We start from the raw sequence: 20,706 nt of genomic DNA, 5'->3' as shown, positions 1-20,706 counted from the left end.
ACGACCGTAGCAGTCAGGCGGGGATCAGGTCGCGCAGATTTTCCGGCGTGAAGACGCGCGAGCCCGGGGGCAGGCCGGCGGGGCGGTCCAGACCGATGTACGTGACGGGGCCGTCCGGCACCGCCGTGCCGTCCCACGCGGCCGGCGCCGAGGCCTCGTCCGCCATCAGGTCCACGAGGTGGCGGACCGTCAGCGGGGTGCGGGCCAGCAGCCCCCGGAGCAGGACCGCGACCGACACCCGGTTCTCCTCGACGCGGTTCGCCGACGGGCTGCCCTTGAGGTACAGGTGCAGCCAGCGCGCGTGCCAGCGGCCGTCGCCGTCCCGCTCGAACGCGAGCGGCAGCGCGACCCGGCCGGGGCCGCGCAGGTCCGACTTCATGCGGACCGTGCGCGGCTCGAACGGGCGCCCCTTCTGTTCGGCGTCGCGGAGCATGAAGCCGAAGAACGACTCCTCGACCTCCTCGAAGCCCTCGCCGGAGTAGATGTTCACCTGCGGGACGACGTACGTGCCGCGCACGGCGCCGAGCCGCAGGTCGATGAATTCCGAGGCACCCTGGGAAGCGTCGGTGATGTCACCCGAATGGGCGCCCTCGACCGCGGTGAGGGCGGTGTACGAGAGCCAGGTGACGGTCCGGTGGCCGGCGTCCAGGACGAGGGCCGACAGGTCGTAGTCGGTGCTCCGGCCCGTCTGCTTCCAGTAGGTGAAGAAGCGCAGCAGGTCGCCCTCCACCGGCGAGACGGATCCGCGCGGCAGGACGCCGAGGCCGTCGGCGGTCGCCCTGCCGCTGAGCGGGAGCGCCACGTCCAGGACGGCGGGGTCGACGAACAGGCGGCCGGGGGCGGGGAGCCGGCGCCGGGTCTCGGCGTCGAGGGCGGCGCAGAGGCGTTCGCGCGCGGCGTCCGGCAGCGGGGGCCTGGTGTCGGGGACGACCCAGGCGCCGCCGAGCCGGTTGACGAAGACCCGGCGCTCCCCGTCCCCGCCCGTCCGGTTGCGGAGGTGCTCGCGGAGGGAGAGGACGACGCGGCCGGAGACCCGCGGGAGGGCCCGCTCGCACGCGGTGACGACGGCGTCCAGTTCCTCCGGGCCGTCGGCCGTGCGGAGCAGCCGGTCGAGGGCGCGCAGGAGCCGGCCGGGGGCCGAGGTCAGCAGTTCGGCCGCGCCGGTGACGTCGTTCCGGCCGAGCAGTTCCTCCACGCGGCTGTCGAAGGACGGGGCCGCCCGCTCGCCCCGGGCGACGGCGAAGACCTCGGCGGCGTGCGGCCACCGCGGGTACTCGTGCGGGTGCAGCCGCTCGCCCAGGCGCTTCCAGGCCTCGCGGTGCGCGGAGACGTCGGCGAGCTTGGCGGGGTTCGCGGCGGCGACGGCGTCGAGGCCGCCGAGCAGGGCGCGGCGGACCGGCCGGGACAGGGCGCGGAAGCGGGTCGGTTCCCGCAGGGTGACGTCGCCGTCGGCGAGCGCGCACGCCAGGCGGAGCACGTCGGTGACGGTGTCCAGGAGCGGGTCGGCACCGGCCGCGAGCCGGGCCCGGTTGACGACGGCGCGGATCTCCCGGACCGGGATCTCCTCGGGCTGGGGCCCGTCGGCGCGGTGGGCGGCGAGGACGGCGAGGTCGCGCAGGTGGTCGTCGCCGAGCGGGGTGGTGCTTCCGGCCAGGGCCAGGTAGAGGGCGGTGGCCTCGTCGTCGAGCGGGCGGCCGGGGTGCAGGACGGTCACGCGGTCGCCGGCCGAGGCGATCAGCTCGTCGTGGGCGGCGAGCATCTCCTCGTAGGTGTGCCGGTAGGTGCCGTAGGACGGGAGGTCGAGCAGGTTCAGGACGCCGGCGCGCAGCCGTTCGGTCACGCTCTTCCGCGAGGAGGGGTCGGCGAGGGCCTCGGTGACGCACCGCGCCCAGAACTCGTGGGTGTCGGGCACGTTGGCCGGGAAGTCCACGAAGCAGACGTTGTGCCGGACGTGGTCGCCGGCCAGTTCCCGGACGGTCTCCAGGGTGCGTGCGGCGGTCGTGAGGACCGTCTCCCGCGCGAGGCCGGAGAGGGCGTCGAACAGGTCGGCCGAGAGCTTGAACCCCGCCGTCGCCAGGACGGCGTCGAGCTGCCGGGCCGCCCCGGCGCCGTCTCCGGCGGGGCCGGCCGGGACGGGGACGCGGCGGGTGTGGCGGACGACCAGACGTTCGAGGGCGTGATCCATTCGGGCATGCTGCCAGCCTTCCGCACGCACGTGCATGCGGTTTTCGCCCCGGAGCGGAGGGCCCGCGTGCGGTTTTCACCACCGGAGCGGGGGCCCGCGTACGCATTTCGTCCGATGCCGGAGGATCCGTCCGGCGGGATCGGAATCGGATGGTTGACGAGCGGGATTCGGGGAACCCGCCTAACGTGACCGAAGTACCCCAGTCGACCAGAAAAGGGGCGTATCAGTCATGGGTGAGAGCCACGTGGACAAGGCCAAGGGCAAGCTCAAGGAGGCGGCCGGCAAGGCGACCGGCAACGAGCGCCTGAAGAGCGAGGGCAAGGCCGACCAGATGAAGGGCCAGGCCCGCGAGGTCGGCGAGAAGGCCCGGGGGAAGGTCGAAGGCGTCAGCGACTCCCTGAAGCGCGACGACTCCTAGGCTCGCACCTCCGAGACGCTCGGGCCGTCGTACCGCGCTCTGGAGGACGGCCCGTACGGCGGAAGGACCGCCCGGCACCGGCCGGGCGGTCCTCCTCGCGTTTCCGGAGACGTCGGGCGAGCCCCGGGGGGCCGTCCGCACGGGCCTCAGGGAGCCGTCCGTACGGGGAAGCTGAAGGTGCGCCCCTGCCCCTTGAGCCACGGCAGCACCTGCCGCAGGGCCGCGACGGTCTGGGCGCGGTCGCCGCCGCCGTCGTGGAAGAGGATGGTCGGCCCGTTGGACAGCTCGGTCTTGACCGTGTTCACGATCGAGGCCGTGCCGGGCAGCTCGAAGTCCTTGGTGTCCACGTTCCAGCCGAGCGGCCGCATGCCCGCCTCCGCGGCGATCCGCCGGCTGTCCGGCGTGAAGGCCCCGCCGGGCGCCCGGTAGTACTCGACCTTCGCGCCCCCGGCCGCGTCCTCGATCATCTTCTTCGCGTCCAGGATCTGCTGCTTCTGGTACGCGACGGACTTCCTGTCCATCGAGGTGTCGTGGGAGATGGTGTGGTCGCAGAGCCGGTGCCCTTCCGCGACGACCCTCTTGACCAGGTCGGGGTGCCGCTTCGCCTCGGGTCCCACCATGCAGAACACGGCCTTGACGCCGTGCTGCTTCAGGATCTCCAGCATCGGGGGCGTCCAGCGCGGGTCGGGCCCGTCGTCGATGGTGATGTTGACCGCCCTGCCGCCCGCCTCGGCGGCGTGCGCGATGCTCTCGGGCATCTTCTTCGGCGGCGCCTGGGCCGGGCCCCCGGCTCCCCCGGCCGGCGACCGCACGGCCGTCGGGCGCCCGCTCCCGGCGTCGGCCTCCGCCTCCGTCTGCGTGACCGCGCTGGCCGCCCACACCGCCAGGCTGAGTCCGACCGCGGAGGCGACCACCGCTATGTGCGCCGCGTACTTGTTCCGCCCCATGGAATCGACCACTCCCCGTTGTTCCAGGTCCTTCTCCCGCGTGAGAGGACGGTGCGGACGGCGAGAAGGTTTCATCCGGGCGCCGGGACGTTCGCCTTCGCCGGGAGGCGTACGTCACCTCCGGCGCACGCGTCCCACCACGTGAGGAGCGCCCGGCGGCGGGGCGGAGCGGCGACGGGGCCGAAAGTCGGCCCTCTGGCCGGGAGTACGCGGTGTCCGGCCGGTGCGGCGGACGCGCCGGGCGCGCGGAACTGTTGCGTACGCGCCAATGGTGTAGCCCACACCGCGGGGAGCCGCCGGGGGCGGGGCCGGCCGGCGGCGGGGGGCCGCACCCGTCGCGGCGTGCGCGGATGCGGTCGGCGGACGCCCGTCACGCTTTCCTTCCAGGTCCTTCACGGGAAGCGCACTTTCGGCCGCCGGCCGCCCGGACCGCCCGCGCGGGGGCAGACGCCGGGCCGCGCCCGTCCCTAGCCTCCCGGGCCATGCGATCCCACCTCACGAGACGCCTCGGTCTCACCGCCGTCCTCGCCCTCTTCCTCGCCGTGTTCGGCCTGGCCCCGACCGCGAGCGCGTCCGCGTCGCTCGCCTCCGCCGAGCTGACCTTCAGCACGAACGCCGCCACGACCACCCCCGGCGGCACGGTCAACCTGTCCATGACGCTGAAGAACAACCAGTCCTACGACGTCTGGTTCGTCTACCAGACGATCGACCCGACCTGGCTCACCACCCAGCGCCCGGACCTGAAGTACTCCTTCACCGGCTGTTCGCTGGTCGGCCCCGGCGGCAGCACCCCCTGCGCCGGCACCGGCCCCGCCAACCTCGGCGCCAACTACGGAGCCACCATCCCGCCCGGCCAGAGCAGGACCGTGACCCTGACGCTCCAGGTCGCCGCCGACTCCGGCTGCAACGGCAACATCGGCTTCTACTCCTACTTCTACGCCGAGTTCAGCGACAGCTCCAGCGTCAGCGGCGGTCCGGTCCACACGCCCGAGACCCGCGTCCTCTGCGCCTGACGATCTCCGGCCGGACGGGGCGGCGCGTCCGGAAACAGACCCCCGCCCCGTCCGGCCCACCGGTCTACGCCAATGACGGCCGCCCCGGAGGCCCCACCATCCGCCGACGCCCCGGCCACCCCTCCCACCTGGGCGTCGAGCCCCGGGCGTAAAGGGCGGCCGGGGCCCAAGCCGGGCCCCGGTCCGATCGTCACACCGGAACCGCCGTCCCGGACGCCCGCGTTTTTTCGTCACCTTTCGCGGCGGGACCACGAAAGCTCCACAGATACCTCACCATTTGACGCAACGGATGCGTGGACGACCGGCCTTCGAGGGGGATGCCGGCGCCCACGAGGGGGTGCGTCCGCTCCTCGGAGCCGTACCCACCCCTGCTCCGGGAGGGGACACCACCGCATGAAGCGGCTCATAGGCACCACCCTGTTCACCACGGGCGCGCTCGTCGCCGCCCTCGCCCTGCCGGGCGCGTCGGCACAGGCGGTCGGAACGGATCCGCGCATCGACCTGAGGGTCCTCGTCGTGACCGACGGCGGGCCGGCCACCGACGCCATCGCCGCCGAACTGGACGCCGCGGGAACGCCGTACACGGAGATCGACCTCACCCGTGCCGACCGCCCCGTCATCGACGCCGCCTACCTCGCGGACACCGTGGGCGACCGGAACCGGGCCAAGTTCCAGGCCGTCGTCCTGCCGAACGACAACCCGTTCCCGGCCGGCTCCGCGGAGATGACCGCGCTCGCGAACTACGAGCGGACCTACGACATCCCGCAGGTCGACGCGTACACCTACGCCCGGCCCGAGGTCGGCCTCCAGTACGCGGTCTACGGCGGATACGCGGGAAGCCTCGACGGGGTGCGGGCGCAGACGACCCCGGCCGGGCTCTCGGGCCCGTTCGGCTACCTCGAAGGGGCCGTGCCGTTCGAGGACAACTCACCCTCCGTGGGCGAGAGCTACGCCTACCTGTCGACGCCGACGGCGGGTGCCGACTTCACCCCGTACGTCGAGGCGGCGATACCCGGGACGACCAAGCGCGGGTCCCTGGTCGGCGAGTACCGGCACGACGGGCGCCGCGAGCTGGTCGTCACCTTCGTCTACAACCAGTACCAGCAGCAGTTCCGCCTGCTCGCCCGGGGCATCGTGGAGTGGATGACCGGCGGGACGCACCTGGGCGCCTCCCGGAACTACTTCGCCGTGCACGTCGACGACGTGTTCGCGGCCGACGACCGCTGGAACTCCACGCTCAACTGCACGCCCGGCGACGTGGACTGCACCGACCCGAACGCGGTGCCGGACCCGATCCGGATGACGGCCGCCGACGTGGACCACGCCGCCTCCTGGCAGACCTCGCGCGGCTTCACCCTGGACATGGCCTACAACGCCGCCGGCACCGTCGACTTCCGCGCGGACAACAACGGCGCGGACCCGCTGGCCGACCGGTTCGTCGCGAAGCGGAACGACTTCCGCTGGATCAACCACACCTACACGCACGCCTTCCTCGGCTGCGAGCAGAACACGAGCGTGGTGCCGTGGCAGTGCGCCACGAACCCCAACGGCTCGATCAAGTGGGTCTCCCGGCAGGACGTCTCCGACGAGATCGCCCTCAACCGCGTGTGGGGCCAGCTCAACGGCCTCCCGCTGCAGAACGACGAGCTGGTCACCGGCGAGCACTCCGGACTGCGCGTCCTGCCCCAGCAGAACGCCGACAACCCGAACCTGGGACCGGCCCTCGGCGACAACGGCATCGGCTGGCTGGCCTCGGACAACTCCCGCGAGCCCGGACAGCGCCAGGTCGGAACGGCCACGACGGTCCCCCGCTACCCGATGAACGTCTTCTACAACGCGGGCCGGGCGGCCGAGCAGGTCGACGAGTACAACTGGATCTACACCAGCCGCGCGCAGGGCGGCAGCGGGATCTGCGAGGACAACCCGGCCACCACCACCTGCCTGACCGCCCCGCTCGACCCCGCCACCGGCTACGCGAACCACATCGTGCCCCTGGAGCGGCAGATCGCCCTGGGCCACGTCCTCGCCAACGACCCCAAGCCGCACTTCATCCACCAGTCGAACCTGGCCGAGGACCGCATCGCCTACCCGGTCCTGGACGGCGTCCTCGACGCCTACGACGCGCTGTTCGCCCCGGGCACCCCGGTGGTGAACCTGCGGATGAAGGACATCGGACGGGAGCTCCAGCGGCGCTCCGCCTGGCGCACGGCCGTGCAGAACGGCCAGATCACGGCGTACCGCGTCGGCGCCACGGTGACCGTCGAGGGCCCGAGCGGCACGACGGTCCCGGTGACCGTGCCCGAGGGCACCCTGCGGTCCGGCTCCGCCTTCGGCGAGGCGTACGCGGGCGGACGCTCCGGCTGGACGTCCCTCGCGGGCGCGCCGCTGTCCCTGGCACTGCCCTCCGCCCCGGCCGTCGACCCCGGCGGCTCCGCCCCGGCCGCGGTCCCGGCCCCGGCACCCGCCGCCCTGGTCCCCGAGGGCGTGGCCGAGCCCGTCTCCCCCGGCACGGACGGCTGACCGCCGCACCACCCGGCGCTGATCCCGTACGGGCAGCGAGGTCCCGGCCGTCCACCGGCGGCCGGGACCGGCACGACCACTCCCACCACGGCCGTGGAGCACACACCTATGCACGTTCACCGCGGTGCGGGGCGCTCCGGCGCCCCGCGCGTCACCCTCCTGACCGAAGGCACCTACCCGCACAGCCACGGGGGTGTCAGCGTCTGGTGCGACCAGCTCGTCACCGGCATGCCGGACGTCGACTTCGACGTCCTCGCCGTCACCGGCTCCGGCCGCGAACCGCTCGCCTGGGACCTGCCGGCCCACGTCTCCCACGTCCTGTCCGTGCCCATGTGGGGCCCGGCGCCGGAGGGCCGGCCGCCCCGGGGCAGGGCGGGCAGGAGGCTCGCCGACGCCTACGAGAAGTTCGTGACGGCGCTGCTCGACCCGGGCGCCGAGGCCGGTTTCGGCCCCGCCCTGTACGCCCTCGCGCACGCCGCCGGGGACGGACAGCTCAGCCCGTTCCTGCGGAGCGACGCGGCGATCTCGGTGCTCACCTCCGTGTGGCGGCGGCCGGGGCTCGCCGTGCGGGAGGCCCGGCCGACCCTGCACGACGCGATCACCGCCACGGCCCTGCTCGAACACGCGCTGCGGCCGCTGTCCGCGCCGCCGCCCTCGGAGGGCGTCGCGCACGCCGTCAGCGGCGGGGTGGCCGCCCTGCCGGGCCTCGCGGCCCTGGAACGGAACGGGGTGCCGCTGCTGCTCACCGAGCACGGCGTCTACCTGCGCGAGCGCTACCTCGGCTACCGCACCGCCCCCTACCGCTGGCCGGTCAAGGCCGTGGTCCTGGGCTTCTTCCGGCTGCTCGCGGAGGAGAGCTACCGCAAGGCGGCCCTGATCACCCCGGGCAACCGCTACAACCGCCTGTGGGAGGAGGAGGGCGGCGCCGCCCCCGAGTCCATCCGCACCGTCTACAACGGCGTCGACCCCGCCGCCTTCCCGCCCGCCGGGCCCGAGCCGGACGCCCCCACCCTGAGCTGGGCCGGGCGCGTGGACCCGATCAAGGACCTGGAGACGCTGATCCGTTCCCTCGCCCTGGTACGGGAACGGATGCCCGAGGTCCGGCTGCGGCTCTTCGGCGGCACGCCCCGGGGCGGCGAGGCCTACCGGGAGCGCTGCGAGGCCCTGGCGGCCGAGCTCGGCCACGCGGACGCCGTGACCTTCGAGGGGCGCGTCGACGACATCAAGGACGCCTACGCGGCCGGCAACGTCGTGATGCTGTCCAGCATCAGCGAGGGCTTCCCGTTCACCCTGATCGAGGCGATGTCGTGCGGCCGGGCGACCGTCTCCACCGACGTCGGGGGCGTGCGGGAGGCCGTCGGCGACACCGGGCTCGTGGTGCCGCCGCGCGACCCGGCCGCGATGGCGGAGGCCGCGCTCGCCCTCCTCGGCGACCCCGTCCGGCGCCGGGCGATGGGCGAGGCGGCCCGGCTGCGGGTGATCGAGCGGTTCACCCTCCGGCAGACCGTCGACACCTTCCGCGCGATCTACCACGAACTGGCCGCCGGGGAACGGCGGTCGGAGCCGGCCCGGATCGTCCTGCCCGTCCCGGCGGTCAGCCGCACGGGGAGCCTCGCCGGATGAGCGGGCCGATATCCCTCGAACCCGGCGGGGCCGAGCAGGACACGCTCGCGATCCGGCTGGCCGTGCCGCGCCCCCGCCGGTTCCTGGACGACGCCACGCTCGCGATCCGGCTCCCCGCGAAGGGCCCCGACGAGGAGGCGGTCAGCGCGCTCGCCGCCGAACTCGCCGACCGCATCGGCCCGGCCGTCCACCCCTACGAGGTGGCCGCGCTCCTGGAGGCGGACGGCCTGTCCGCCGTCGTGATCAAGGAGCGGTACGGCCACCCCACCCTGTTCTCGCTCGCGGCGGCGCTGTACGAGCGGGTGCCCCGGGCGTTCCCCGAGCCGGCCATGCCCCCGGACCCGTGGCGGCCCGACACCGTGCGGTGCCTGCTGCGCGGCCTGCTGTTCGCGCTCCCGGCCCTGGCGTACCTGCTCACCGGCCCGCTGTGGCGGATCGACGAGCACGCCCCCGTCCTGGTCACGGCGGGCGTCGTCTCCTGGGCGTGGGGGCAGGCGCTCGGGCACCGGGCGCACCTGCGGCTCACCACGGGCCGGCGGGAGGCGTCGCGCACGCTGCTGGCCGGTTCCGTGCTGGGGGCGTGCGTGGCCACGGGCCTCGCCGCGATCCCCGCCGGGGGCGGTCCCGCCACCGTGGCGGCGGCGGCCCAGTCGCTGTACCTGGCGGCGGCGGGCGTCCTGCTCGTGCTCGGCCGGGAGCGGCTGCTGCTCGCCGCGCTCAGCCCGCTGATCGCCGGTGCGGCGGTCCTGCCCTGGTGGGAGCCCGGCACCCTGCTGCGGCTCACCTTCCCGCTGCTCGCGCTCCTCGCCACGCTGGCCGTCGCCCTGCGGGTGCTGGCCTCCGGTCTCGCCGTCCCGGCGGCCGAGGGCCCGCGCCCCCGGCTGCGCGGCTCCGTGCCGTACGGCCTGTTCGGGCTCGCGGCGGCGGTGCTCGTGATGCTGGAGGGCCGGCGGGACCCGTACGCGGTCATCGTCCTGACGCTGAGCATGGGCCCGGCGGAGTGGCTGCTCTACCGCTACCGGGGCTGGTCGGTCGCCGCGCTGCGCGCCAGCGCGACGCCCCGGGCGTTCCTGCTCCGCTCGTCCGGCGTCCTCGCCCTCTGCCTCCTCTGCTACCTGCCGCTCCTGCTGCTCCCGGCGCTGCTCCTGGGCTCCGGCCCGGCCGCGCTGCTGTCCCTCGCGGCGTTGCTGTGGACCGCCCTCCTGCTCCAGGCGTTCGGCGTGGCCTGGCCGCCGGCGGTGGTCTGCCTGGCGACGGCCGCGGGCGCCTCGGTCGTCACCCTGGCGGGGCCGCCCGGCGGGTCCGCCGTGCTGCCGTCGGTCTGCGCCGCGGCCGCGGTCTGTCTGGCGGCCTGTGTCGTCGCCCTCCTGGGCCGGCCGTCCCCGCACGTCTGACCGGACCGCCCGCCCACCCACCGCTCCTCATGCCCGTCACCGTGCTGTTCCCGTCGAAAGGACCGAAGAGTTGACCTCCGCACCGCTCGCCGCCGTCACCGGAGCCGAAGGGTTCATCGGCTCGCACCTCACGGAGGCGCTCGTCGCCTCCGGCCACCGGGTCAGGGCCATGGCCCAGTACAACTCGTTCTCCTCGTACGGCTGGCTGGAGACCCTCTCCCCCGACGTCCTGGACCAGGTGGAGATCGTGCTCGGCGACGTCCGCGACCCGGGCTCGGTGCGCGGTCTCCTGGACGGCGCCGACTGCGCGTACCACCTCGCCGCGCTCATCGCGATCCCGTACTCCTACCAGGCGCCGCACAGTTACGTGGACACCAACGTGACCGGCACCCTCAACGTCCTCGAAGCCGTGCGCGCGCTGGGGACGCCCCGGCTCGTGCACACCTCGACCAGCGAGACGTACGGCACGGCGCAGACGGTCCCGATCACCGAGGACCACCCCATCAACACCCAGTCGCCGTACGCCGCGTCGAAGGCGGGCGGCGACCGGCTCGCGGACAGCTACCACGCCAGCTTCGGCACCCCCGTGGTGACGCTCCGCCCGTTCAACACCTTCGGCCCCCGGCAGTCGATGCGGGCCGTGATCCCCACCGTCATCGGCCAGGTGGCGGCCGGGGAGCGCACCCTGACCCTCGGGGACCTGCGCCCCACCCGGGACTTCACCTACGTGAAGGACACCGCGCGGGCGTTCCTCGCGGTGGGCACGGCCCCGGCGGAGGACGTCGTGGGCCGCACCCTCAACGCGGGCACGGGCGGGGAGATCTCCGTCGGCGACCTGGTCGCGCTGATCGGCAAGGTGATGGACACCCCGCTCGACGTCCGCGAGGACCCGGCGCGGCTGCGTCCGGCCGACTCCGAGGTGATGCGGCTGGTCGCGGACGCCTCCCGGCTGACCGCGGCGACCGGCTGGCAGCCGGACCACTCCCTGGAGGAGGGCCTCGCGCGGACCGCCGAGTGGTTCACCGACCCCGCGAACCTGGCCCGCTACAAGACCGGCATCTACAACATCTGACCCGTCCGGCACGTCCCGCAGGAGGTATGCCATGCACGCTGTGATCCTGGCCGGTGGAAAGGGCGTCCGGCTGCGGCCGTACACCACCGCGCTGCCCAAGCCGCTCGTCCCCATCGGCGACCAGCACGCGATCCTGGAGATCGTGCTGCGCCAGCTGTCGCAGGCCGGCTTCACCCACTGCACCCTCGCCATCGGACACCTCGGGGAGATCATCCGCGCCTACGTGGGCGACGGTTCGCAGTGGGGCCTGAGCGTCGACTACGCCACCGAGGAGAACCCGCTCGGCACCATGGGCCCGCTGCTCAACCTGCGCGACCGGCTGCCGGAGCACTTCCTCGTCATGAACGGCGACGTGCTCACCGACCTCGACTACGCCGACGTGCTGAACCGGCACGAGGCGTCGGCCGCGCCGCTGACCATCGCCACGTACGCCCGCAAGGTGCGCATCGACTTCGGGGTGCTGACCACCGACGACAGCCGGGTGGTGGCCTTCACCGAGAAGCCCAGCATCGACTACCGGGTGTCCATGGGGGTCTACGGCGTCTCCCGGAAGACCCTCGACGCCTACACCCCGGGACTCCCCCTCGGCTTCGACGAGCTGGTGCTCGACCTGCTCGCCGCCGAGACGCCCCCGCACGCCTACGACTTCGACGGCTACTGGCTGGACATCGGCCGTCCCGACGACTACGACCGGGCCAACGCGGAGTTCACCAGCCGCAAGTCCCTCCTGCTCAAGGGAGCCTGAACAGCAATGCGCATCCTCGTCCTCGGCGCCGGCGGATACCTGGGCGGCCACGTCACCGAGCGGCTGCGCGCCCTTCCGGGCGCGCGGGTGCTCGTCGGCGGCCGCTCCCCGGGGGCCGACGTCGCCGTCGACCTCGCCGCCGACCCTCCGTACCTCCTTGCGGGGGCGCTCACGAAGGCCGCGCCCGACGCCGTGGTCAACTGCGCGGGCGCGACCGGCGGCGACGCCGTCACGCTCGCGGAGGTGAACGCGCGCGGGCCCGCCGCCCTGTGCGCGGCCCTGCGCGAGGCCGCGCCCGGGGCCCGGCTCGTCCACCTGGGGTCGGCCGCCGAGTACGGGCCGGGGACGCCCGGTCTGCGGGTGGCGGAGTCGGAGCCGTGCGCCCCGGCGGGGCCGTACGGCGCGACCAAGCTGGCGGGCACGGTGGCGGTGACGGCGTCGGGGCTCGACGCGGTGGTGCTGCGGGTGGGCAATCCGGTGGGCGCCGGGGCGCCCGCCACGGGCCTGCCGGGCCGGGTGGCCGCGCTCCTCGCCGAGGTGGCGGATCCCGGGGACCCGGAGGGGGAGCTGCGGCTCGGCGACCTCTCCGCGTACCGCGACTTCGTGGACGTGCGGGACGTGGCGCGGGCGGTGGAACGGGCGGCGACCGCGCCCGGTCCGCTGCCGTCCGTCCTGAACGTCGGCGGCGGCGAGGCCCTGCCCGTACGGGAGTTGGTGCGGCGCCTCGCGGACGCGGCCGGGTTCCGCGGCCGGATCGTGGAGGCGGGCGGGGACGGGAGCGGGGGCGGTTCGGAGCGGTCCGCGCGGGTGTCCTGGCAGTGCTCGGACATCACCGCGGCCGCCGCCGCCCTGGGCTGGGCCCCGGCCCATTCGCTCGACGCGTCGCTCGCGGCGCTGTGGGAGGCCCGGCCCCGCTCCTTCGTGGCCGACGGGGTGGCGGCGCCGTGAGCCTGCTGATCCCGCTGTACGTCCATCCCGCCGAGGACCCGGACGCCTGGCACCGGCTGATCAACGGCGCCGCGCACACGTACGCCGTCGTGCTCAACCCGGCGAGCGGCCCCGGCGACGCGCCGGACCCGGCGTTCGCCGCCGCGGCCCGCGCGCTGCGGTCCGCGGGGGCCCGGCTGCTCGGCTACGTGGACACGGACTACGGCATGCGCGACGCGGAGGTCGTCACCGAGGAGGCGCTCCGGCACCGGGAGTGGTACGGGGTGGACGGCTGTTTCCTGGACCAGACGACGGCGGGGCGCGACGGACTGCCGGCCTGCCGGCGCACGGTCCGTTCGCTGCGCAGGGAGGGCATCTCCCCCGTGGTCATCAACCCGGGGGTCCACCCCGCCCCCGGGTACGTCCGGCTCGCGGACCTGACGGTCACCTTCGAGGGCCACTGGTCGACGTACGTCTCGACGTTCAGCCGCCCGTCGTGGACGGCGCGGCTGCCGTCCGAGCGGCTCTGCCACCTGGTGTACGGGGTGCCCGCCCCGCTCGTCCCACTGGCCGTGCGCACGGCGCGCGAACGGGGCGCGGGGGTCTGCGGCCCGGTGACGGGAGAGCCGCCGAACCCCTGGGCGGGGCTGACCCCGGCCCTCGCGGAGGCGGAGCGGTGAGGTGGCGACCGGGCGCGGCCCCGACGGCCGCGCTCCTGGCCCTGGCCCTCCTGGCGGGGTGCTCGGGGAGTACGGGGGGACCGGCCGAGGGGGCGGGGACGAGCGGGCCGGGCACCAGCCCCGCGACCACCCGGCCCACGAGCCCCCCGCCGGTCCCCGTCCCCACGACCGGCGGCCCGACGGCGTCCCGGCCGCCCGGTCCGACGCCGAGCCCCACGACCGGCCGCCCCTCCCCGGAGCGCACGCCCACCCGCCGCCCCGCGACCGGCGCGCGCTGGCAGCCGCGTCCCGGCCTTGCCTGGCAGTGGCAGCTCAACGGCAGGGTGGATCCGTCCGTCGACGTACCGGTGTACGACATCGACGGCTTCGAGAACAGCGCCGCCGACGTGGCCCGGCTGCACCGGGACGGGCGGAAGGTGATCTGCTACGTCAACGTGGGCGCCTGGGAGGACTACCGGCCCGACCGGGACGCCTTCCCCGAATCCGTCCTGGGCGGGCCCAACGGCTGGCACGGCGAACGCTGGCTGGACATCCGCCGCCTCGACGTCCTGCGCCCCCTGATGGAGCGCCGGTTCGACATGTGCCGCGACAAGGGCTTCGACGCGGTGGAACCGGACCTGGTGGAGGGCTACGGCAACGACACCGGCTTCCCCCTGACGGCGGCGGACCAGCTCCGCTACAACCGCATGATCGCGGACATCGCCCACGCGCGCGGCCTGGCGGTGGGCCTGAAGAACGACCTCGCCCAGATCCCGCTGCTCGTGGACCACTTCGACTTCGCGGTCAACGAGGAGTGCGCCCAGTTCGACGAGTGCGGGCTGCTCGAACCCTTCGTCGCGGCGGGCAAGGCGGTCTTCCACGTGGAGTACGAGGAGTCCCCGTCCCGCTTCTGCCCCCGGTCCCGTTCGCTCCGCCTGTCGTCGATGCTGAAGAACCCGGAGCTGGACGTGTGGCGGAAGCCCTGCTGAAGCCCTTGCCGGCCGGTGATCGATCTCCGCCGCCCCGGGCGCCGTCCGACGCGGCTAAGGTGTGTCCGCGACGACACCACGCCCGCCGCTCGCCCAGGAGGTCATGAGTGGGGCCAGCCGAACCCCCGCCGATACGCGTGCCGGTCGGGGAGGGGTCCCCGCGCTGGACGAGCCGCACCGTCCGGCGACGGGTCCTGCTGGTGGTCCACAACGCCACGTCGGCGGGCCGGCTGCTCGACCTCCTGCCGCTGTTCCACGACGACTTCCGCGTCCAGCTCCTGGTCACGTCCACGGGTTCCTCCGCCTTCCAGAGCGGCATCCGCGAGATCTTCGCCGAGCTGGAACTTCCCGTACTGCCCTGGGAGCAGGCGCTCTCGACACCGGTGGACCTGGCGGTCTCCGCCAGCTTCGGCGGCGAACTCGCCCATATTCAGGGCAAGTTGTCGGTCATTTCCCATGGTGTCGGATATACTAAGAAACTGGGCACACCGGGAGCCGGGAGCCGGGAGCCGGGAGCCGGGAGCCGGGAGCCGGGAGCCGGGAGCCGGGAGCCGGGAGCCGGGAGCCGGGAGCCGGGAGCCGGGAGCCGACGTTCGGGTTGTCGCCGGAGTGGCTGCTGGCCGACGGGAAGCCGTTCGTCGACGGCTTCGTCCTGTCCCACCCGGAGCAGTCGGAGCGCCTGGCCCGCGTCTGCGCCGAGGCGGTGCCCGCCGCCGTACTCGCCGGTGACCCCTGCTTCGACCGCATGCTCGCGGCCCGCCCGTACCGGGACAGGTTCCGGCGCGCCCTGGGGGTGCGCCGCGGACAGCGGCTCGTCATCCTGAACTCCACCTGGAACCCGGAGGGCTTCTTCGGCAGCGGCGGGGGCCTGGACGTCCTGCCCGGCCTCCTGCCCAGGCTCGCCGCCGAACTGCCCGCCGACGACTACCGGCTGGCCGCCGTCCTCCACCCGAACATCTGGCACGGGCACGGCCCCGGCCAGATCCGGGCGTGGCTGGACCGGGCCCGACGCGGCGGGCTGACCCTGATCGACCCGGTCCACGGATGGCGGCAGGCCCTCCTCGCCGCGGACCTGGTCCTGGGGGACTTCGGGGCGGTGACGTACTACTCCGCGGCCCTCGGCACCGCCGTGCTCCTCGCGGCGGACGGGCGGGAGAAGCTCGATCCCGAGGCGCCGCTCGCGGAGTTCGTCCGGCGCGCGCCCCGGCTCGATCCGCACGCTCCCCTGCGCCCGCAGGTGGAGCGGGCGTGGGAGGAGCACCGCCCGGACCCCGCCCCCGCCGGGTTCGTGACCTCGGACCCGGGCCGGTCGGCCGAGCTGCTGCGCCGGCACTTCTACGCGCTGATGGAACTCCCCGAGCCCGCCGCCCCCGCGTCCCTGGAGCCGCTGCCCCTCCCTCCGTACGATCCGCCGAGGCCGACCGCGCCCCTGTACGTGCGGACGCGCGTTTCCGGAACGGAGATCACGATCGAGCGCTCCACGGAGCACCCCCACGACGCGGTCGGCGACGCCCACCTCGCCGTGCACGAGGAGACCCGCCACCCCGGGGACCTGGAGTCGGCGGACGTGATCACGCGCGACGGGCGGGCGGACGATCCGCGTCTGGGCGGCGCGGACCTGTGGACCGCCGAAGTGCTGCGGGAGCACCCGCACTGCGCGGCGGCCGTGTACGTGACCGGGCCCGGCGGCTGCACCGTGCGCACCCGGGACCACGGCGCGTTCCGGCTGACCGCCGGCACCGGAGCGGACGCGGACCCGGCGGCGTACGCGTCGTCGCTGCACGCCTGGCTGGCGCACGGCGGGACGGTCCCGCCGGACGGCGTCACGCTCCGGACGCACGTGGCGGGCGGCGCGCACCCGTTCCTCGTGGAGGGCGTGGATCCGCGCCGGGCGGCCATCGGCTGGGGCCTACCCGACCCTGATCCGTCGGACACGCCCTAGCGGGCCGCGGCCTCGCAGCGTCGCCGCAGGCCGGCCAGGTACCGGAGGTGCGGGGCGGCGGCCGGGGTGAGCAGGGCCTCCGCGTCGGCGATCCTCTTCAGCGCCTCCCCGTCGTCACCGATGTCGTGCAGCGTCTCCGCGAGGTCCGTGAGGGCGCGGGCCCGGTTGTACGGCTCCGCCGGCCTCTCCTCCGTCCCCCCGAAGAACTCCACGGCGCTCTCCAGCAGACGGCGGGACTCGTCGAGCCGGCCCAGACCGCGCAGGGCCCGTCCCCGGTGGCGGTCCACCAGGGCGAGGGCCCTCGGCAGGTCCGCCGCGCCCTCCTGCGGTTCCTGGCCGGAAGTGATCCTCCGGTAGACGCTCTCGGCCTCGACGAACCTCTCGTGCGCCTCCTCGTACAGCCAGCGGTTCAGACAGAGCAGTCCGAGCAGTTCCACGGACGACGCCTCGCCCCGCAGGTGCCGTGCCGCCCGCTCGTACGTGACGGCGGCGCGTGCCGCGCGGTTCGCCTGCTCCCACCGGCCCAGCTCGCCCAGGCAGTGCGCCAGCTGGAAGTGCAGCGCCCCCGCCGTCCGCGCGTCCGCCTCGTTCTCCTCGGCGCACCGGGCGGCGGTGCGGAGCGCCGGAAGCACCTCGTCCCAGTGCCCGGCCTTCAGTTGCAGCGGCCACAGGGTGCGGGCGAGTCGCAGGGCGGTGGTGATCCGCCGGTGCTCCTCGGCCACGGACACGGCGTGGACCACGTTGGCCGCCTCGGCCGCGAGCACGGCGATGCCGTCCGCCTCCCCGCCGGGCCCCTCCGGGCCTTCCGGGGCCGGCTCGGTCCGCCAGCTCATCGGGAGGGCGGCGTGCGCCGCGCGCAGGGCCCGATCCAGGAGCGCGTCGAGCACCCGGGCCACGGCGTCCGAGCACTCCTGGACGCCGTACTCCGAGGCGGCGTCGGCGAGCTGGCGCCTGACCTCGGGCCGGAAGCGGTAGCGCAGGTCCGGGAGGCGTTCGAGGAGGTCGGCGTCCGCCGCCTCGGCGAGCATCCGGGCCGCCGGCTCCTCCTCGCACCCCGCGGCGGCGGCCGCGATCCCGGCGCTGACGGACGGCCAGCCGCCCAGCGCCGTGAGCCGGCAGAGCCGCAGCGTCCGCGGGTCGAGCCGGAGCGAGGCGTGCCGGGCGGCGGCCCGCACCGGATGGTTCCGCCACGCCTCGGCGTCCCGCTCCGACGCGTGCCGTTCCGGTGCGTCCTGTTCGGAGGCGGCCGCGCCCGCGGCGAGCAGGCGCGCCTCGGCGTGGAGGGCGAACGGATTGCCCCGGCAGCGGTCGAGCAGTCCGGGCAGCTCCGCCTTGACGCGCGCGGCGTTCTGCGGCCCGGCCACCTTCCGCACCATCCGATTCGCGTACCGGTCGGTCAGCGGCGGTACGGCGACGCGCTCCGCCTCCAGGAGGAAGGGCGGTCCGGACACGACGACGACCAGGAGGACGTCGGGGGTGGCCGGCACGAGGCCGCGGACCTGGGCCAGGGAGGTGGCGTGGTCGACCACCACCAGTGCTCTGCGGCCCGAGGTGAGGCGCCGGTAGAGACGCTCCCGGCCCGCCTCGGTGGCCGGCATCAGGTCGGGGGCCACGTCCATCTCGCGCAGCAGCCGCAGCAGCACGGCGGCCGGTTCGGGACCGCTCTCCCCGGCCGAGCCGCGCAGGTCGACGTAGAACTGCCCGTCGGGAAAGCGGTCGAGGTTCTCGGCGCCGAGGCGCAGGGCCACGGAGGTCGTGCCGCTGCCGGGAGGTCCGGAGAGGAGCGCGACCCGGGGCCGCCCCTCCCAGGGGCGGGTCGCCTCCCCGAGGAGCTGCTTCAGGACCTTCTGGCGGTTGGTGAACGCCCAGGGGGCGGGGGGCATGCCGCCGCCGGCGGGCGCGTCCGCCCCTTCCTGTCCGCTCTCCACGAGCAGCGCCCACTCGTCGGCCTGTCCGGGGTCGTGGGCCAGCCTCGCGTACAGCCGTCCCGCCAGCTCCCGCCGGTCCTCGGCACCGGCCGGGAGCGGGGTCTCCCGCCCCAGCGTCCTTCTCACCAGAGCGCCCGCCGACAGGGCCAGGTTCTTGCCGACCTCCCCCGCCGCGCCGTTCCCCACTCCCAACAGGAACGTAGTGAGCGCGCTGAGCGCCACGACCTCCAACACGTCGGCCCCTCCCCCTGGTCGCCCGTCCGCCTCTGGCCGGACTGTATCGCCGTGACTCGGGCCCACGGAAACATTCGGGCCCCGTGGCTTCCCCGTTCCGGCGCGGGAGGCCCTCCCGCTCCGGTGTGGGACAACTTCCCTTCGCGGCAGCAGACATGCGGCGCACCGGCGGTCCCGGGGGAAGGTCGGGGAGAGGGATCCGGGGAAAATCGGGGTGCCGGTCCGGGTCCGTCCGCGCCCGGATGTGTCACCTCCGTGCTCCGGATGCGCCGCCTTCACGTTCCCTGTGTGCCGCCTCCGCGTTCCGGACGTGCCCCTCCGCGCTTCCGATGTGCCGCCTCCGCGTTCCGGACGTGTCCCCGTCCGAGCCCGGACGCGCCCCCTCCGCGCTCCCGGCGTGCCGCCTCCGCGTTCCGGACGCGCCCCCTCCGCCCGCCGGAACCGCCCGCATGCCTCACGACAGGCGGGGCAGACGCCCCTCGCATACCGTCGACGAGGACGAGGACGAGGAGGCAGATCCGTGGAATCCGTGGACCGGACCGCACCGGCGGGCGAGGCCCCGGTGGCCGCCCCCGAGACCGTTTCCGCCCTGACCCTGCGGGTCAACGGCACGGACCGCGCCCTCACCGTCGACCACCGCACCACCCTTCTGGACGCCCTGCGCGACCACCTCGACCTCACCGGTTCGAAGAAGGGCTGCGACCACGGGCAGTGCGGGGCCTGCACCGTCCTCCTCGACGGCCGGCGCGTGAACGCCTGTCTGCTGCTCGCCGTCGCCTGCGCGGGCGCCTCCGTCACCACGGTCGAGGGCCTCGCCGACGACGACCGGCTCCATCCGGTCCAGGAGGCGTTCGTCGCCCGGGACGCCCTGCAGTGCGGCTACTGCACCCCCGGTCAGATCTGCTCGGCCGTCGCCCTCCTCGACGAGGCCGCCGACGGACAGCCGTCGTACGTGACGCCGCCGGAGCAGCCGCCGGGCGACCCCGTGTCCCTCACCCCGTACGAGATCCGCGAGCGCATGAGCGGGAACATCTGCCGCTGCGGCGCCTATCCGAACATCGTCGACGCGATCGAGGAGGCCGCGCGGTGAAGCCCTTCGCCTATGTCCGTCCGGAGCGCACCGAGGAGGCGATCGAGCGGTTCGCCGCCCAGCCCGGTGCCCGGTTCCTGGCGGGCGGGACCAATCTGGTGGACCTCATGAAGCTGGGGGTCGCGGGGCCGCCGCTGCTCATCGACATCAACGGGCTGCCGCTCGACGCCGTCGAGGAGACCGCCACGGGCGGACTGCACGTCGGCGCGACCGCGCGCAACAGCGACGTGGCCGCCCATCCGCTCGTGCGCGCCCGCTATCCCGTCCTCTCGCAGGCCCTCCTGGCCGGCGCCTCCCCCCAGCTGCGGAACGCGGCCACCACCGGGGGCAATCTGCTCCAGCGCACCCGCTGCCCGTACTTCCAGGACGCGTCGAAGCCGTGCAACAAGCGTGCGCCAGGCTCGGGCTGTCCCGCCCGGGAGGGCGTCCACCGCGATCTCGCGGTGCTCGGCCACTCGGCCCACTGCGTCGCCACGCACCCGTCGGACATGGCGGTCGCCCTGGTCGCCCTGGACGCGGAGGTCCGGCTGCGCGGTCCGGCGGGCGAGCGGACGGTGCCGGCCGCGGAGTTCCACCGGCTGCCCGGCGACCGCCCGGACCGGGACACCGTCGTCGAGGACGGCGAGCTGATCACCGGCGTGACGCTGCCCGCGCCGCCGCCCGGCGCGCGCGGCGCCTACCGCAAGGCCCGCGACCGCGCCTCGTACGCCTTCGCGCTCGCCTCCGTGGCCGCCGTCCTGACCGTCGAGGACGGGCGGATCGGGCACGCGGCCCTCGCCTTCGGCGGCCTCGCCCACAAGCCGTGGCGGGCCCGCGCGGCGGAGGAGGTGCTGCGCGGCGCCCCGGCGACCGCCGAGACGTACCGGCGGGCCGCCGACGCCGAGCTCGCCGCCGCCGAACCGCTGCGCGACAACGGCTTCAAGGTGCCCCTCGCCCGCAACCTCGCCGTGAGCGTGCTGCACGACCTCGCGTCCCGCGCCGACGCGGCCTGACCACCCGACGCCCACCACAGGAGGCACC

At 74.8% G+C, this 20,706-nt stretch carries 16 protein-coding genes; 13 read left to right on the top strand and 3 right to left on the bottom strand.

All coding sequences use genetic code 11. The features are described from left to right. Window positions 1-13 precede the first annotated feature (13 nt). Window positions 14-2,185, bottom strand: coding sequence for a hypothetical protein (locus ACWGSR_RS10625; protein WP_453565352.1), 2,172 nt, complete (start codon window positions 2,183-2,185; stop codon window positions 14-16). 229 nt (window positions 2,186-2,414) lie between these two features. On the opposite strand from ACWGSR_RS10625, the gene ACWGSR_RS10620 reads away from it, so the two are divergent. Further along, complete coding sequence (locus ACWGSR_RS10620; RefSeq protein WP_453565349.1) at window positions 2,415-2,603, top strand: CsbD family protein; 189 nt, start codon at window positions 2,415-2,417, stop codon at window positions 2,601-2,603. Between the two features lie 146 nt (window positions 2,604-2,749). Here ACWGSR_RS10620 and ACWGSR_RS10615 read toward each other — a convergent pair whose 3' ends face one another. After that, window positions 2,750-3,550, bottom strand: coding sequence for a polysaccharide deacetylase family protein (locus ACWGSR_RS10615; RefSeq protein WP_453565347.1), 801 nt, complete (start codon window positions 3,548-3,550; stop codon window positions 2,750-2,752). A gap of 482 nt (window positions 3,551-4,032) precedes the next feature. Here ACWGSR_RS10615 and ACWGSR_RS10610 point away from each other — a divergent pair, with 482 nt between their 5' ends. The 10 genes from ACWGSR_RS10610 to ACWGSR_RS10565 all read left to right on the top strand — a co-directional run bounded on the left by ACWGSR_RS10610 (window position 4,033) and on the right by ACWGSR_RS10565 (window position 16,434). Next, window positions 4,033-4,563 carry a COG1361 family protein gene (locus ACWGSR_RS10610; protein ID WP_376230827.1) on the top strand — a complete coding sequence of 177 codons (531 nt, stop codon included), beginning with the start codon at window positions 4,033-4,035 and terminating at the stop codon, window positions 4,561-4,563. Window positions 4,564-4,956: 393 nt separating this feature from the next. Further along, complete coding sequence (locus ACWGSR_RS10605) at window positions 4,957-7,083, top strand: hypothetical protein (RefSeq protein ID WP_453565344.1); 2,127 nt, start codon at window positions 4,957-4,959, stop codon at window positions 7,081-7,083. A gap of 108 nt (window positions 7,084-7,191) precedes the next feature. Then, complete coding sequence (gene pelF / locus ACWGSR_RS10600) at window positions 7,192-8,706, top strand: GT4 family glycosyltransferase PelF (RefSeq protein ID WP_453565341.1); 1,515 nt, start codon at window positions 7,192-7,194, stop codon at window positions 8,704-8,706. Continuing rightward, window positions 8,703-10,100, top strand: a complete 1,398-nt coding sequence (locus ACWGSR_RS10595; RefSeq protein WP_453565338.1) for a hypothetical protein — start codon at window positions 8,703-8,705, stop codon at window positions 10,098-10,100. The genes pelF and ACWGSR_RS10595 overlap by 4 nt, the downstream gene beginning before the upstream one ends. Before the next feature lie 70 nt (window positions 10,101-10,170). After that, window positions 10,171-11,172 (top strand): GDP-mannose 4,6-dehydratase, encoded by a 1,002-nt coding sequence (locus ACWGSR_RS10590; protein ID WP_376230823.1) that lies wholly within the window; start codon window positions 10,171-10,173, stop codon window positions 11,170-11,172. A gap of 31 nt (window positions 11,173-11,203) precedes the next feature. Continuing rightward, window positions 11,204-11,917: a nucleotidyltransferase family protein gene (locus tag ACWGSR_RS10585; RefSeq protein WP_376230822.1), complete on the top strand. Its 714-nt coding sequence runs from the start codon at window positions 11,204-11,206 to the stop codon at window positions 11,915-11,917. A gap of 6 nt (window positions 11,918-11,923) precedes the next feature. Continuing rightward, window positions 11,924-12,865 (top strand): NAD-dependent epimerase/dehydratase family protein, encoded by a 942-nt coding sequence (locus ACWGSR_RS10580; RefSeq protein WP_453565334.1) that lies wholly within the window; start codon window positions 11,924-11,926, stop codon window positions 12,863-12,865. Then, entirely contained in the window at window positions 12,862-13,524 is a 663-nt protein-coding gene (locus ACWGSR_RS10575; RefSeq protein ID WP_366374147.1) for a spherulation-specific family 4 protein, read from the top strand. Before ACWGSR_RS10580 ends, ACWGSR_RS10575 begins: the two co-directional genes overlap by 4 nt. Continuing rightward, on the top strand, window positions 13,521-14,492 hold the full coding sequence (locus tag ACWGSR_RS10570) for an endo alpha-1,4 polygalactosaminidase (RefSeq protein WP_453565331.1): 972 nt from the start codon (window positions 13,521-13,523) through the stop codon (window positions 14,490-14,492). The genes ACWGSR_RS10575 and ACWGSR_RS10570 overlap by 4 nt, the downstream gene beginning before the upstream one ends. A 598-nt stretch (window positions 14,493-15,090) precedes the next feature. Then, window positions 15,091-16,434, top strand: coding sequence for a hypothetical protein (locus ACWGSR_RS10565; protein WP_453565328.1), 1,344 nt, complete (start codon window positions 15,091-15,093; stop codon window positions 16,432-16,434). Here ACWGSR_RS10565 and ACWGSR_RS10560 read toward each other — a convergent pair. Beyond that, a complete protein-coding gene (locus tag ACWGSR_RS10560; protein ID WP_453565325.1) occupies window positions 16,431-18,596 on the bottom strand; it encodes an ATP-binding protein in 2,166 nt (721 codons plus the stop codon). The two genes, ACWGSR_RS10565 and ACWGSR_RS10560, sit on opposite strands and share 4 nt — an antisense overlap. Before the next feature lie 520 nt (window positions 18,597-19,116). On the opposite strand from ACWGSR_RS10560, the gene ACWGSR_RS10555 reads away from it, so the two are divergent. Continuing rightward, window positions 19,117-19,686, top strand: a complete 570-nt coding sequence (locus ACWGSR_RS10555; protein ID WP_376230817.1) for a (2Fe-2S)-binding protein — start codon at window positions 19,117-19,119, stop codon at window positions 19,684-19,686. Further along, entirely contained in the window at window positions 19,683-20,678 is a 996-nt protein-coding gene (locus tag ACWGSR_RS10550; protein WP_376230816.1) for an FAD binding domain-containing protein, read from the top strand. Before ACWGSR_RS10555 ends, ACWGSR_RS10550 begins: the two co-directional genes overlap by 4 nt. Window positions 20,679-20,706: the final 28 nt, after the last annotated feature.

This window comes from Streptomyces sp. NPDC055632 (assembly GCF_053618675.1).
This window is presented reverse-complemented; position numbering and strand designations above follow the sequence as displayed.